The sequence below is a fragment of the Marinobacter sp. es.048 genome, assembly GCF_900188435.1.
GTDB lineage: Bacteria > Pseudomonadota > Gammaproteobacteria > Pseudomonadales > Oleiphilaceae > Marinobacter.
This window is the reverse complement of the sequence record NZ_FYFA01000001.1, coordinates 1,512,775-1,525,840: the sequence shown is the minus strand read 5'-3', so window position 1 is coordinate 1,525,840 and position 13,066 is coordinate 1,512,775. Positions and strand designations below refer to the sequence as shown.

Below are 13,066 nucleotides of genomic sequence, written 5' to 3'. Positions count from 1 at the left end.
GGCGTGGGTCAGCCAAAATACTCCTGAATCCAGTCGAACAGCCTGGTAGCCGTCATGTCGCCAAGCGCCATCTGCTGGAAGTCATTCCCTACCTCATCTTCAATAGTTACGAACTGGTACAGAAGAGTGCCAGGCTGTTCATCATGAAGTATTAGCGTGATCCTTCGGCGGGTGCGAAGACAGTCAATGGTCATCACATCCGCCGGTATTCCGGCATCACGCATGCCCCGGCGAACCTCCACTATCGGATTGATGTGCTGGTGAGTGGCCTGGATACGGGCATGGGCATCGCTGGCAAGGTCGGACAGGGTTTTGAGGGGATCTTCAGACATTGGGGCCGAGTCGCTCCGAGGGTTGTCATATTTGCTCAGCCAGATTACCAGAGAATGAGCAATCCTTAAGCGAAATCTACCTCACTTGTTAGTAGCCTGCGCCTGACTTGATCAACGCTGAGGGCTAACCAATATGGTCAACATGCTGGCCGCTATTCCAGTCAGGGCACTATTCGCCCGACTATTTTCACTCGTTTTTTTCGTGCTTGCGTTCACTTTGGTCAGCGCCACCGTTATGGAGGTGATCGGCGCCCTTCAATCTGGCCAGCAACTCATGCAGGCGCTGATCAAGGGCGTTAACGGCAGCATCATCGCTCTCGCTGTCTACGAGCTGGCAATGGTTATCCGCTCCGAATACAGCGGGCGCTCAGAATCCCACGACGTCATAACCATGATGAGACGGACACTGCCGCGTTTTATAGGCACGGTCTGCGTTGCCATGTCGCTTGAAGGACTGATCATGATCATCAAATACAGCCAGTTGGAGCTGGCCGGCAACCTCTATTATCCCGTTGCCATCATCATCAGCACCGCCCTGCTGCTGGCATCCCTGGGATTATTTCTGAAGATGGCTCCCAAAGACCAGACTGGCCCTTGAGAAATCGTGTCATCCAGGCTGAGGTCACTCATAGACATCATGCAAGGTCAGCACCTTGAAGTCCGGGACCACACCCAGTCCCGGGCGGTCGCTGAGTGTCATTCGCCCCCTTGAAACCTCCGGCGCGGCCGTTGCGATGCCGCACCCGCTGCCGCAATGATTGGCATTCCTCATACCCCTTGCAGGGCTGCTCCAGGTAAAGATCCACATCCTCCACCGCCCGGGAAAATCGCAAGGTCTGATCCCGCCGCCAAGCGGCATTGATGTCGCCAATCCAGAGCTCATCGGGTTGCTTCAGCTTGCTCAAGGCTCGAACCAGCTCAATGTCTTCTTCAACATCGTGCCCGAGCTTGATCTGGATATGGCGAAATCCCTCCGAGCGGTACTGGCGCAGGGACACCTGCATCTCAATCGGGTCGGCCAGGGGAACGATCCGGTGCAAAGGCATGGACGGCGTCTGCAGGCCACCAAGCAGGGTATAGACCGGAAGGCCAGTGGCCTTTCCCAGAATGTCCCAGCAGGCGATATCAATAGCCGCTTTGGCAACGGCCTGGCCGGTAAGAGCCTGATTCATCAGCTCATGGAGGTACGAGATTTCCCTGGGGTCCTGACCGATAACCGCGGGTGCCAGCAAGGACAGGCAGGATGGAATTCCTTCGGCAAACGCCGGCATGTAGTTGGGGCCGCACGGACAGACCTCGCCGCAACCTTCCAGCCCGGTATCCGTCGTTAAAACCACAACGGTGCTGGTGAAAACCTGATGAGAACGGCCTCCAGCAAAGGCATAGGCCTTGCCCGTGTACTCAAGATCTGCGGTGTAGGCTGCAATACTGGCGATACGCATGATTGCACTCGGGCTTAGCCCCTGAAAATGATCCACTGTACATCCAATTGAAGTGTAGTCCCTGCCCCCTGTTTCGCTCAGAACATGTGCCAACGGATCAAGCCACTGATGTCAGCGTCCCATGCCATATTGCCAGGGCCAGACTCTTTAGAATTAGCTTTCGGAGCTCCTGAGCCCGTGGCAAGCTGACTGTCAGAACCAATTAAAAGGAGAATTCAATGGGAAGTTCAAAACTGGTCGGTATCGTTTTATTGGTGGTTGGCATTGGGCTACTCTATTTCGGCTACCAATCAACCCAATCTCTGGGAAACCAGTTGACCGAAACCGTCACAGGCCGCTTTACCGACGAAACCATGTGGTACCTGATTGGCGGTGCCGCCGCGGCTGCCGCCGGCGCTTTCCTGGCATTTTTCAAGAAATAAGCCTGCCTGCTTTTCACCGCTCGGGCCTGACCACAAACCAGCTGGCCAGGACGAGCGCTCCGAAAACCGTGTACGCCAGAATAAACACCCAGTCCGGCGCACTGTAATACAGAATGGAATGCAGCCAGTGCTGGATGAAAGATCCCTCATAGCCTGCCTCCCCGGCCTTTGCCCGAAGCGCCATTTCCCAGGTCGTAAGCGGGCATAGCACACCCAGCCAGGACTGCAGAACCACAACAACAATCACAGCCAGGTGGCTGAGACGGAACCAGACATTGCGAACCCAGCGCCACTGGAGAAAATAGCCAGCGAACGTCGCCAGCAGCCCCAGAATCACGAAGGCCACCAGCATCGTGTGCAGGATCAGGAGCGCATCAGCAAAGATCAGTAACCATTGACTGTCCATCGCTACTCTCCATCGCTAATCTCCAAAGACTGCCGAGTTGCCAGTTTTGGTCTATTGTACAGGCACGTCAATCTCTGCCAGTGAGGGAGCGATCAATGAGCCATACACCGCCTCCAGCCAGGCTTGGATTTCTCTACCCGGGCCATGCGGCCGAAGATGATTACCCCCTGATGGGTTCCATGGTGAAGCCTCCGGCGCAGGTAACTCTCATCCACACCGAATTCCTGGAGGACGCCCATTCCGTTGAAGCCCTCAGTGAGATGGGCAGCATCAGCCGTCTCTCAAAAGGTGCAGAAAAACTGGCTAACTCAGGGATTGAGTCGGTGATATGGACCTCGACCAGTGCGAGCTTTGTGCTCGGCCTCGACGGTATTCGCCAGCAGATTGACACGCTCGAGAAACTGCTGGGCGTACCCGCTTCCACAACGGCAATGGCATTCGCCAGAGCAGTGAAAGCCATTGGCGCCAAACGGGTGGCCATCGCTGCCACCTACCCCGATGACGTCGCACAGCGATTCCGGGCGTTCCTCAATCATTTCGATATCGAAGTTGTGCATCTGGCCAGCCGCGGCATCATCACAGCGGCGGAAGTAGGGTTGCTTGAGAAAGGCGCGGTTATCGAATTTGCTTTGGCCAACGTCAGGAAAGAAGCCGATGCCCTGCTGATTCCAGACACTGCGCTCCACTCTGCGGCCTGGCTCAACGATCTGGAGCAAGCCATCGGGCAGCCGGCGCTGACCGCCAATCAGGTCAGTTTCTGGGAGGCTTTGCGACTATGCGGCAAGCTCGCTCCCCAACCGGAGCTCGGCCGTCTGTTCGAACACATGCCCGAAGACTAGGCGATGACGTATCTGGCACGGCCCTGCTTTTTCGCGCGGTACAGCGCTTCATCGGCCCTTCGAATCATGTCATCGATGGAATCAAACTCGCTGGCCAGGCCCTGACAGATTCCGATGGAACAGCTGAGTACCTTGCTATCGGGGCTATCCTCGTTCGGCACTGCACGCTCCTGCCATTGCTTCAGAACCGCTGCAGCAAGGAATTCAAACCGGTCGGAATGCTCGCCCTCGATCACAGCCATGAATTCCTCGCCACCATAGCGCCCGAGGATATCCGTCTGGCGTTTGAATACCTGCCTCATGATGTCAGCCTGCAGTCGAATAGCCTGATCACCCTGCTGGTGGCCATAGTGGTCGTTGAACTGCTTGAAATGATCCAGATCCATCATGAACACAGCGAGTCGCTGATTGGAGCGCCGCTGCAGGGCGAACAAACGCTCGGATTCACTCATCAGTGCCCGGCGATTGAGCAGATCGGTGAGCCCATCAACGGTGCTCAGTGCAACCAGCTGCTCATTGGCATCCTCAAGCTGACCCAATAGCCGATCGATCCTGTGCCTGCCAATCACTCCAATGAACAGCGAACCAACCACGAATCCAGCGTTCATCCAGGTTCGCTCGCCGTATACGGGATCCAGCAGCATCAAGCCAATAAATCCAAGCGAACTGAGCAGCATCGCGGTTAACGCGTAATAGAATTTCATTCCGAACACGAAAAAACCGAAAAAAGCGTAAAGCAAAGTTCCCTCATAAGGAAAACTGAACCCCGCCTGCGCCCAGGAAACATGGATAACGTAGTAATTAGCGTATGTGAGGGCAAGAACTGTCCCCAGAAAAGCTGTTTGCGCAAAATTTCGGAATTGCGAAAAAAAGGTGACGGCGAGCAGGCTGGCGAGAATTGGAAGCTGGACCAGAACCCTGTTGGTGATATAGGCACCTGCCAGTTCCCGGGGGATCAGCTGCAAGTCACCAATCATGAATAGGGCAATCAGTACGCCGCCAACCAGAATAGATAGCCGGAGCAAGAGTATGTCGCGGGACGATGTGGTGTTTGGGACAACCGCGATATTCGGCATAAAAACAATTCTCGCAAGACTCAATCACCGTGACACACAAAAGATCTAAACAAATTATCGTTTAAACAACCAGTAGTTTGTCAGATCCTTGCGGACGGCAAGGTTTGATATCAGAAACGACCACTGTCAAGCTCATGACCGAGTCTCTTGATTACCCTAACCATCGGAGAATGCGCTATGACACTGCATCTGGAACTCGCCCCCCTTATCAGCCTTGGCGCCGGGATCGGCATACTGGTGTTCCCCAAATTGCTCAATTACATTGTGGCCGGCTACCTGATTGCGCTGGGTGTGCTCGGTCTATTCGGGCATTCCTTTTAAGGCAGCCCGACATTCCCGGCCTTGCCGTTTTTGGACGACTCGGTGTCGTATTGGATTTACCTCCCCTGACCAATTAGAGCCACATTGAATCAAGGCCCTGTCCGTTGCGGCAGCGCAGTGACGTTCATTGCAGGCAAAGGGGAAGAAAAATGGCACAACTACCGAAACGAGCGAAAGTCGTAATCATTGGCCAGGGCGGTATCGTTGGCTCGTCGGTAGCGCACCACCTGATCGAACAAGGCTGGGATGACATCGTGGGCCTGGAAAAGTCCGCCATTCCCACCGATATCGGGTCCACATCCCACGCTTCGGATTTCTGCTTCACCACTTCCCACGACAAGTTGAACATATACACCACCAAATACAGCCAGGCGTTTTATGAAAAGCGCGGCAATTACGTGAAATGCGGTGGAATGGAAGTGGCCCGCTCTGATGACGACGAACGTATGGACGAGCTTCGGCGCAAGGTGGGGTCCGGGAAAGCGTTCGGTACCAACGTGAGCATAATATCGCCCAAACAGGCAAAGGAACTGTTTCCACTGCTCGACGAAAGTCAGATCCAGGGCGCCATGTGGGACCCGGATGCCGGACTGGTGGTGCCCCGCTCCCAGAGAGTGGCCGGCGACCTGGTGGAAGAAGCTGTGGCCACCGGTAAACTGCAGGCTTTTGCCTATACACCTGCCATCCGCATTGATGTCCAGGACGGTCAGGTTCGCGGCGTTGAGACCGAAAAGGGATACATTCAGACTGAATATGTGGTGCTTTCGATGGGCATCTGGGGCCCCTTGATGGCTCACACTGCCAACGCCCCCCTGCCACTGATGCCGCTGGAGCATCCTTTACTGTTTTTCGGCCCCTACGAGGAGCTCAATGGCACCGGCAAGCAGATCGTCTATCCGCTGTTCCGCGACCAGGGCAATTCCGCCTATGTGCGGGACACCGGCGACCCAACCACCACCGAAGGCGGTCGTATCGAGTGGGGCTATTACGAAGCAGAGAACCCACGGCTCGTTTACCCCGGCGCCATTGCGGAGCCCGGTGATGCGCGGATGTCGCCATCAATGCGGGATCTTTCCTTGGACCAGGTGATGGACGCCTACGAAAAGGCCATTGAGATGACGCCGATCCTTGGCGAACTGGGGTGGGAAGAGAAGCACTCGTTCAATGGCCTGCTCTCTGTAACGCCGGACGGCGGTTCACTCATGGGCGAATCCCCGGAAGTCCGTAATCTGTGGTTCTGCGAGGCGGTCTGGGTGAAGGACGGCCCGGGTGCGGGCAAGGTGCTGGCCGACTGGATGACCCACGGCTCACCGGAGATGGATCCCCACAGTATCGACATCGCCCGCCACTACCCACTGCAGAAAACGCCCGACTTCGTCTACAACCGCTGCTACGAGACCGCCAAGAAGATCTACACCCCGGCGGTTCACCCCCGTGAGCCATACCTTACCGGTCGCAAGATGCGAACCAGCCCGTTTTACCTGCGGGAAGTTGGCCTGGGTGCTTACTTCATGGAGGCCGCCGGCTGGGAGCGTGCTCACGGTTATGCGGCCAACGAGTCCACCCTCCTGGCGAAATATCGCGACCGGATCCCCGTGCGGGAACACGAATGGGACGCCCGACACTTCTGGGAGGTATCCAGCGCCGAACAGCTTGAAATGAGCGAATCCGTGGGCATGATCAACCTCTCCCATTTCGCCATTTTCGACATTTCCGGTGACAACGCGGAGGCGCTGCTGGAATATCTGTCGGTTGCCAAAGTCGGCGGTACCACGCCCAACGGCAAAGGTGTCTACACCCATTTCCTCGACGAGCGCGGGGGCGTGCGTTCCGACCTGACCATCATTCGGCGGGGCGTGCAAGATTATCGGGTTGTCTGCGGCGGCGACACCGGCCATCGGGACTATTGCTGGATCACCCGCATGGCCCGGGAGAAGGGGCTGGACAACATCCAGGTGCATGACCGAACGGACGAACTGGCGACCCTCGGCCTCTGGGGGCCAAAGGCCCGGGAGACATTGGCCCAGTTCGTTACCGACCCGGACCAGTTGTCCGCGGACAGTTTCCCGTTTGCCACCGCCCGGGAACTGAACATTCGAGGGGTCCCGGTCTGGGCCTTCCGGATTTCCTACGTTGGCGAGCAGGGCTGGGAGCTCTATTTCCCCTTCAGCTATGGCCTGAGAATCTGGGACCTGCTCTACGATGCCGGCGTTACGCCGGTAGGCATCGAAACCTACGCCAATACCCGTCGCCTGGAGAAGAGCCTGCGACTGCAGAACGTGGACCTGGAAACGGAATACAATCTCTACGAAGCCGGACTGCAACGGCCCAAGGTCAAGGAAGCCGATTTCCATGGCAAGGCCGCGTATCTGGAGCAGCGGGAGCGGCCCCGGCAGGCGGCCTACCTGTGCACCATGACCATGACCGAGCACCGGGATGCCAACGGCATTCTGCGCTACCCGATCGGCCAATGGCCCATTCTGGCCCCACAAACCGGTGAAGTGCTGGTGGATAGCCTCGGTCGCCGCTCTTACAACACCAGTGTGTCGTGGGGGCCTTCAGTGGGGAAGATCATCCTGCTGGGTTACATCCCCGCCGAGTACGCCCAGGAAGGGCGTGAGCTGACCCTGGAATACTTCCAGGAGCACTACCCTATCCGAATCGAAGCGGTGGGTTACCGGGCACTGTTTGATCCGGACAACGAGCGGGTCAAACCCTGACGGAAGACAGGTCGCGTGGGGGCTATTCCGGCATGCTTAATGTCGCTTATGGACCATTGCTATTCTGAGCACGCCCTACAATGGAATCGGAGTGGAACTGATCACTTATTGCACGACCCGAGTGCAACAGCTAGTGTTCATGATGTGGTGGCGGTTCAAGTCATAAGGGCAGTTGCCGTTGCCACTTGCCCAGACAGGGCAAACGGGGGTTGCTTATGACCATTGATATTGGCTCGCAAACAGACCGGTGCATCGCGCAGCCCTATCGCGTTGGCTTTCTTCTGATCGACAACTTTACCCTGATTGCGCTTGCCACTGCCGTTGAACCCCTGCGCGTAGCCAACCAAATGGCGGGTACGGAGCTCTATTCCTGGAAGCTACTCACGGCCGATGGCGGCTATGCCCGAGCCAGCGACGGTATCACCATGGTTCCGGACGCCGGAATCCGGGAAGAACACAGCTTCGATCTGGTCATTGTTGTTGCCGGCATTAATGTCACCCGCAGTTTTTCACGCCATGAAATCCAGTGGCTGAAACAGATGGCGCGGCGTCATATCGTTATGGGAGCGGTCTGTACCGGCGCCTATGTGCTGGCCAGTGCAGGGTTACTGGACGGCTACGCCTGCAGTGCCCACTGGGAATGTCTGGAAGCCATGCAGGAAGACTTTCCACGGGTTCAGACCAACAACCACCTGTTTACGGTCGACCGTGAGCGTATGACCTGTACCGGTGGCACCGTACCAATGCACATGATGCTCAGCTTCCTGGGACGTCGCCATGGCCAGGAGCTCAGCAATGCGATCTCCCACATGTTTGTTTGTGATCGGATCCGGGAAGACCGGGAACAGCAACCTATGCCAATGCATCCGGGCCTTGCCAAAGCACAACCCAAACTGGCGGAAGCGGCGCAACTGATGGAAGCCAATATCGAAGAGCCGATTGAACTGCAGGAATTGGCAATGCTGGCTGGTATCTCTCGCCGACAACTGGAACGGCTGTTTCTGAAACATATGGGGTGTACGCCGTCACGCTATTACCTGAGAGTAAGGCTAAACCGGGCGCGTCGGCTGCTCAAACAGACTTCCTGTTCGATCGTGGAAATCGCCTCCCTGTGCGGCTTTATTTCCGCAACCCACTTCAGTCGCTGCTACAGAAAGACCATGGGACGCGCTCCCAAGTATGAACGGATGGAAGCCTTGGCTCCGACTGATGCCGAGGGTCTCCTCAAAGACCCCGCGGCCAGCTTGCCGTCTGCATCCCTGCAAGCCCTGAAACGGTCGCGAACCGAGCCAACCTACGGGACTTTTGAGGATTACCCCGGGCGCACCGTCTCAGGTTAACCCCACTACAAGGCCATTCTCATCCAGCGCAATGTCCAGAGCGGCAGGCCGCCGTGGCAGCCCTGGCATGGTCATGATGTCGCCACAGACCGCCACCACGAAGCCGGCTCCGGCCGCCAGGCGCATTTCCCTCACTGGCAACATATGCCCGGATGGGGCGCCCTTCACCGACGAGTCCACCGAGAAGCTGTACTGGGTCTTGGCGATGCACACGGGAAGGTGACCAAAACCCAGGCTTTCATATTCCTCCAGCTGCCGTTTGGCAACCGTTGTAAACTCCACGCTTCCGGCATGGTAAATGCGGGTAGCGACGGTGCGAATCTTGTCCGCCAGGGGCAGGCTGTCTTCATAGAGAAATTCCACCTCTGGTCTGCCCTCATCCATCTGGTCAAGCACAGCCCTGGCCAGTTCAGTGGCGCCCTCACCACCGCTTGCCCAGTGATCAGCGGGCACTGCGCGCACGCCCAACTCCTCGCTGATGGACTGGACCAGTGCCATCTCCTCTTCCGTGTCTTCCGGGAAACGGTTGATGCACACCACCGGGGTCAGTCCAAATTGCTGCAGGTTACGGATATGCCGCTCAAGATTGGCAGCCCCTGCGCGCAGCGCAGCCAGGTCAGGAATGGCAAGTTGGCTGCGGGGAATACCACCCTGCATTTTAAGAGCCCGAATGGTGCAGACCACCACGGCCGCATCCGGGCGCAATCCCGTGTGCCGGCATTTGATATCAATGAACTTTTCCGCGCCCAGATCGGCGCCGAAGCCAGCCTCGGTCACCACCACGTCGTTCAGGGCCAAGGCAGCACGGGTCGCCGTAACGGAATTGCACCCATGAGCGATATTGGCAAAGGGCCCGCCATGGATGAACACGGGGTTGTGCTCCAGGCTCTGCACCAGGTTCGGCTGCAGCGCCTCTTTCAATAAAACAGTGAGCGAGCCCTCCACGCCAAGGTCACGAACCGTCACCGGTGACATGTCAGGACGCCGTCCAATGATGATATTCCCCAACCGCTGCTTCAGGTCCGCACGCCCGTCTGCCAGGCACAGAATCGCCATGATTTCGGAAGAAACGGTGATATCGAACCCGGTCTCACGGGGCACGCCGTGCGCCGCCCCGCCCAGGCCACAGACCATGTTTCGCAGTGACCGGTCGGTTATATCCATGACTCTACGCCAACTTATATAACGCGGATCCAGACCGGCTTCATTGCCCCAGTGAATATGGTTATCGATCAGTGACGCCAGCAGGTTATGAGCACTGGTGATGGCATGGAAGTCACCATTGAAATGCAGGTTGATATCTTCCATTGGAATCACCTGAGCCCGGCCTCCGCCAGCTGCCCCGCCCTTCATACCGAAGCAGGGACCCAGGGAAGGCTCTCGCAAACAAACGGAAGAGCGCATGCCTAACCGGTTGAAGCCGTCGTTCAGTCCCACACTGGTTGTCGTCTTTCCTTCCCCTGCAGGGGTTGGTGTAATCGCAGTCACCAGGACCAGTTTGCCTCTGGGTGCCGATGCAGACGTATCCACATAAGCCATGTCCAGCTTTGCTTTGTAATGGCCAAAGGGCACCAGGCTCTCCGCCGGCAAACCGAAACGCTGCTGTGCCAGCAGAAGAATAGACTGGGGCTGGACCGAACGGGCGATCTCGATATCCGGCGTGCCCGGCGGCGGAAAATCTGAGGACGCTGGCGCTTCGGATGTCAGTTGACTGTACTGAAGACTCATGACACTGCCTCCCTCTGGTCCTCGAAGGACCCGCTGTGTTCCTGAATCCACTGAGCCGACTGACGCAGCCCTCCGAACGGAAACAGATGGATGCCCCGCAGCAGGGTCTCCGGGTTTTCCAGGCAATACTGAGCCAATGCCCGGACCATATCGTCGGGTTTCCAGGCGCCCAGCCTGCGCGCGCTGCCGGGTCTACGGAGCAGCATGCGGGCGGATGCGCCTACCCCACACATGGCCGCATAAGCGATGAGCGTTTTGATCCGTGTCGGACCCGCCACACCGATGTAGACGGGCACCTCCTCAAAAATGCCGCCCAACCCGCTTAGCCAGTCAGTGACCAGGTTGGCGTCAAAGGTAAACTGGGTAACGACCCAGAGTCTTGTCGCTGTCGTACGGGCGTACTCACGCTTGATGCTTAATGCCTGCGCCAGCGTTGCTCGATCCGCCATCGGATGGCCATCCGGGTGAGCGGCCACGCCTATCCCATGGAATTGGAACTCGGACAACACTCCGGATTCGAGTACGGCGAGGGTATCGGGAAAAGGACCGGCAACCGCATCGCTGTCGCCCGCGATCAGCAGAAAACGGTCGACCTGGCTCTCATCCAGTTGAGCCAGCCAGTCCTGCAGTTGCCCTCGGCTCTGGGCCATTCGGGCAGGCACATGGGGTACTGGCTGCATACCCAGATCCAACAGGCGACGACAGGCTGCCAGCGTATCGGGAAAATGACCCTTTGGCAGGAAAGGTACGTACACGCAGGTACCCGCTGGCAGCATGTCTGGCAGATGCTCTGTTGTCAGGATCTGACGGGGTGTTGCCTCGATGGAAGCGGAGCGCACCAGTTTTCGAAACCTGGCTTCTGACTCTTCCCCGGGCCAGGCGACTGCCTGACCTCTCTTTGCCTGTGTCATGCCTACCACCCTTAACGGTTTTTACCCGGCCATTGCCAACGCCGCCTCTCTTGGCCCTGTCAGTCGGCGAAGTCGATACCCTTGGCTCTGGCCCTTTCGCGGGCGTTGGCATTCACCGAAGGCCGGAAGGGTATTTCGACAACCTCCGCCTCCACAGCCGTTGAGCCGTCCGCAGCGGAGTACTCCACCGGAAGATGAACCGTCAGGCGTGTGCCAACAGAGCTAAGATCAAGTGGCACATAGGCCAACGCAATGTTTGTCTCAAGTTCGGGTGAATACCACGGTGATGTCACGTAGCCCTCCGGGTCACCACCATCCGGGCCGCTAATCAGCCAGAAATCGTTGGCATAATCAGTCACCTTGCCTCCACCAAACCGGATACCCACCATAATGTGGCTGAACGGCGGGCGACCGGCCTCCATCTGCTCCCGGACCTGCTCAAGCTTTTGTTTGCCGATGTAATCGACCTCCTTATTGCGCGGCACTTGGTAGGCCAGGTTGCACTGGAACGGAAGGGTTTCCTGATCCACATCCTGGCCCCAGGACAAAATGCCGGCGGCAATCCTTCGATGGTGGGCAGGCGCAATTACCCTGAGGTTGTGGGCTTCGCCAGCGGCCAGCACGGTATACCAAAGGTCTTCAGCGTATTTGGTGGCATCCTTGAGGTAGATTTCATAACCCTTCTCGCCAGTGAAGCCAGTCTGCGAAACGATCACGTCGTGCCCCGCCACCTGGCCTTCCATCAGCCCGTAATAGGGAATCTCACGAACCGCCTCGCCAAAAAGATCCGCCATCAGCGCTTCCGACTTCGGGCCCTGGATCTGAAGAGGCGCCACATCGATTTCCGCGATGGTGACATTGAAGCCCATCCCGATGTTCACGCCCCGCATCCAGAGCTCCAGATCGCTGTCAGAAAGCGAGAACCAGAATTCATCTTCGGCGACCCGCAGCAAAACAGGATCATTGATGATGCCACCCTCTTCGTTGCACAGGATCACGTATTTGCCACGCATGGGCTTGATCTTGGTGGCGTCCCGGGTGATCACGTAATTCACGAACCGCTCGGCATCCGGGCCTTTGACCTGAATCTGGCGTTCAACCGCCACGTTCCACATGGTGACGTCGTTTATCAGCGACTCATACTCCAGCATGGCACCACCATCTTCAGGGCGGACATAGCCCCGGGGATGGTACATACGGTTGTAGACTGTCGCTCGCCAACAGCCGGCCTCATAGGCCAGATGCCAATACGGCGACTTGCGGACCCGTGTGGAAATCAGCATCTCCACCGGCGTGGGTCCAGATTGACGAAGGTTGATCGGAACGCGTCGATCAGACTGGTCGACGCTCTCGGGCAGGCGCGCAGCACCCGCCCTTTGTTGTGGATAATCCAGAAGTGCTTGCTCGAATTTAACAGCCATTGCTATCTCCCTCTTACCGGGTTGTCGATAGCCCTAATGTGGTCGTCTTTCAGGTTTCCGGGAGGAACCAATACGACATTCAGTCGACTAAAAACGTCAGAGCGCCCG

The 13,066-nt window shown here is 57.4% G+C and carries 13 protein-coding genes; 6 read left to right on the top strand and 7 right to left on the bottom strand.

The features are described 5' to 3' along the window. Positions 1-8: 8 nt before the first annotated feature. Positions 9-332, bottom strand: coding sequence for a hypothetical protein (locus CFT65_RS07075; RefSeq protein ID WP_088827283.1), 324 nt, complete (start codon positions 330-332; stop codon positions 9-11). Between the two features lie 133 nt (positions 333-465). Here CFT65_RS07075 and CFT65_RS07070 point away from each other — a divergent pair, with 133 nt between their 5' ends. Beyond that, a complete protein-coding gene (locus tag CFT65_RS07070) occupies positions 466-930 on the top strand; it encodes a hypothetical protein (protein ID WP_088827281.1) in 465 nt (154 codons plus the stop codon). A gap of 37 nt (positions 931-967) precedes the next feature. Here the strand turns inward: CFT65_RS07070 and CFT65_RS07065 are convergent, their stop codons facing one another. Further along, a complete protein-coding gene (locus CFT65_RS07065; RefSeq protein ID WP_228705796.1) occupies positions 968-1,774 on the bottom strand; it encodes a mandelate racemase/muconate lactonizing enzyme family protein in 807 nt (268 codons plus the stop codon). A 218-nt stretch (positions 1,775-1,992) separates the two neighbouring features. Between CFT65_RS07065 and CFT65_RS07060 the strand changes: the two genes are divergently transcribed. After that, positions 1,993-2,196 (top strand): DUF3185 family protein, encoded by a 204-nt coding sequence (locus tag CFT65_RS07060; RefSeq protein ID WP_088827279.1) that lies wholly within the window; start codon positions 1,993-1,995, stop codon positions 2,194-2,196. A gap of 13 nt (positions 2,197-2,209) precedes the next feature. On the opposite strand, the gene CFT65_RS07055 is transcribed toward CFT65_RS07060, so the two are convergent. Further along, the gene (locus CFT65_RS07055) at positions 2,210-2,602 is read right to left on the bottom strand and encodes a DUF2784 domain-containing protein (protein ID WP_088827276.1); all 393 of its coding nucleotides are present in this window, start codon (positions 2,600-2,602) and stop codon (positions 2,210-2,212) included. A gap of 95 nt (positions 2,603-2,697) precedes the next feature. On the opposite strand from CFT65_RS07055, the gene CFT65_RS07050 reads away from it, so the two are divergent. Next, positions 2,698-3,441 carry a maleate cis-trans isomerase gene (locus tag CFT65_RS07050; RefSeq protein WP_088827275.1) on the top strand — a complete coding sequence of 248 codons (744 nt, stop codon included), beginning with the start codon at positions 2,698-2,700 and terminating at the stop codon, positions 3,439-3,441. Here the strand turns inward: CFT65_RS07050 and CFT65_RS07045 are convergent. Beyond that, the gene (locus CFT65_RS07045; protein ID WP_088827273.1) at positions 3,438-4,517 is read right to left on the bottom strand and encodes a GGDEF domain-containing protein; all 1,080 of its coding nucleotides are present in this window, start codon (positions 4,515-4,517) and stop codon (positions 3,438-3,440) included. The two genes, CFT65_RS07050 and CFT65_RS07045, sit on opposite strands and share 4 nt — an antisense overlap. A 177-nt stretch (positions 4,518-4,694) precedes the next feature. On the opposite strand from CFT65_RS07045, the gene CFT65_RS07040 reads away from it, so the two are divergent. The 3 genes from CFT65_RS07040 to CFT65_RS07030 all read left to right on the top strand — a co-directional run bounded on the left by CFT65_RS07040 (position 4,695) and on the right by CFT65_RS07030 (position 8,898). Next, on the top strand, positions 4,695-4,838 hold the full coding sequence (locus tag CFT65_RS07040) for a DUF3096 domain-containing protein (RefSeq protein WP_088827271.1): 144 nt from the start codon (positions 4,695-4,697) through the stop codon (positions 4,836-4,838). A gap of 149 nt (positions 4,839-4,987) precedes the next feature. After that, the gene (locus CFT65_RS07035) at positions 4,988-7,558 is read left to right on the top strand and encodes a GcvT family protein (protein WP_088827269.1); all 2,571 of its coding nucleotides are present in this window, start codon (positions 4,988-4,990) and stop codon (positions 7,556-7,558) included. A gap of 215 nt (positions 7,559-7,773) precedes the next feature. After that, entirely contained in the window at positions 7,774-8,898 is a 1,125-nt protein-coding gene (locus tag CFT65_RS07030) for a GlxA family transcriptional regulator (RefSeq protein ID WP_088827268.1), read from the top strand. Here CFT65_RS07030 and CFT65_RS07025 read toward each other — a convergent pair. From CFT65_RS07025 to CFT65_RS07015, 3 genes are read right to left on the bottom strand one after another with little or no spacing between them, the layout of a single operon-like run. Then, the gene (locus tag CFT65_RS07025) at positions 8,890-10,626 is read right to left on the bottom strand and encodes a formate--tetrahydrofolate ligase (RefSeq protein ID WP_088827267.1); all 1,737 of its coding nucleotides are present in this window, start codon (positions 10,624-10,626) and stop codon (positions 8,890-8,892) included. The genes CFT65_RS07030 and CFT65_RS07025 overlap by 9 nt on opposite strands. Then, positions 10,623-11,537, bottom strand: coding sequence for a methylenetetrahydrofolate reductase (locus tag CFT65_RS07020; RefSeq protein WP_088827265.1), 915 nt, complete (start codon positions 11,535-11,537; stop codon positions 10,623-10,625). Before CFT65_RS07020 ends, CFT65_RS07025 begins: the two co-directional genes overlap by 4 nt. A gap of 59 nt (positions 11,538-11,596) precedes the next feature. Beyond that, complete coding sequence (locus CFT65_RS07015; RefSeq protein ID WP_088827264.1) at positions 11,597-12,958, bottom strand: glycine cleavage T C-terminal barrel domain-containing protein; 1,362 nt, start codon at positions 12,956-12,958, stop codon at positions 11,597-11,599. Between the last annotated feature and the right edge of the window lie 108 nt (positions 12,959-13,066).

Coding starts and splice junctions, on each gene's coding strand:
- CFT65_RS07075 (WP_088827283.1), bottom strand. CDS start 332: ATGTCTGAAGATCCCCTCAAAACCCTGTCCGACCTTGCCAGCGATGCC.
- CFT65_RS07070 (WP_088827281.1), top strand. CDS start 466: ATGGTCAACATGCTGGCCGCTATTCCAGTCAGGGCACTATTCGCCCGA.
- CFT65_RS07065 (WP_228705796.1), bottom strand. CDS start 1,774: ATGCGTATCGCCAGTATTGCAGCCTACACCGCAGATCTTGAGTACACG.
- CFT65_RS07060 (WP_088827279.1), top strand. CDS start 1,993: ATGGGAAGTTCAAAACTGGTCGGTATCGTTTTATTGGTGGTTGGCATT.
- CFT65_RS07055 (WP_088827276.1), bottom strand. CDS start 2,602: ATGGACAGTCAATGGTTACTGATCTTTGCTGATGCGCTCCTGATCCTG.
- CFT65_RS07050 (WP_088827275.1), top strand. CDS start 2,698: ATGAGCCATACACCGCCTCCAGCCAGGCTTGGATTTCTCTACCCGGGC.
- CFT65_RS07045 (WP_088827273.1), bottom strand. CDS start 4,517: ATGCCGAATATCGCGGTTGTCCCAAACACCACATCGTCCCGCGACATA.
- CFT65_RS07040 (WP_088827271.1), top strand. CDS start 4,695: ATGACACTGCATCTGGAACTCGCCCCCCTTATCAGCCTTGGCGCCGGG.
- CFT65_RS07035 (WP_088827269.1), top strand. CDS start 4,988: ATGGCACAACTACCGAAACGAGCGAAAGTCGTAATCATTGGCCAGGGC.
- CFT65_RS07030 (WP_088827268.1), top strand. CDS start 7,774: ATGACCATTGATATTGGCTCGCAAACAGACCGGTGCATCGCGCAGCCC.
- CFT65_RS07025 (WP_088827267.1), bottom strand. CDS start 10,626: ATGAGTCTTCAGTACAGTCAACTGACATCCGAAGCGCCAGCGTCCTCA.
- CFT65_RS07020 (WP_088827265.1), bottom strand. CDS start 11,537: ATGACACAGGCAAAGAGAGGTCAGGCAGTCGCCTGGCCCGGGGAAGAG.
- CFT65_RS07015 (WP_088827264.1), bottom strand. CDS start 12,958: ATGGCTGTTAAATTCGAGCAAGCACTTCTGGATTATCCACAACAAAGG.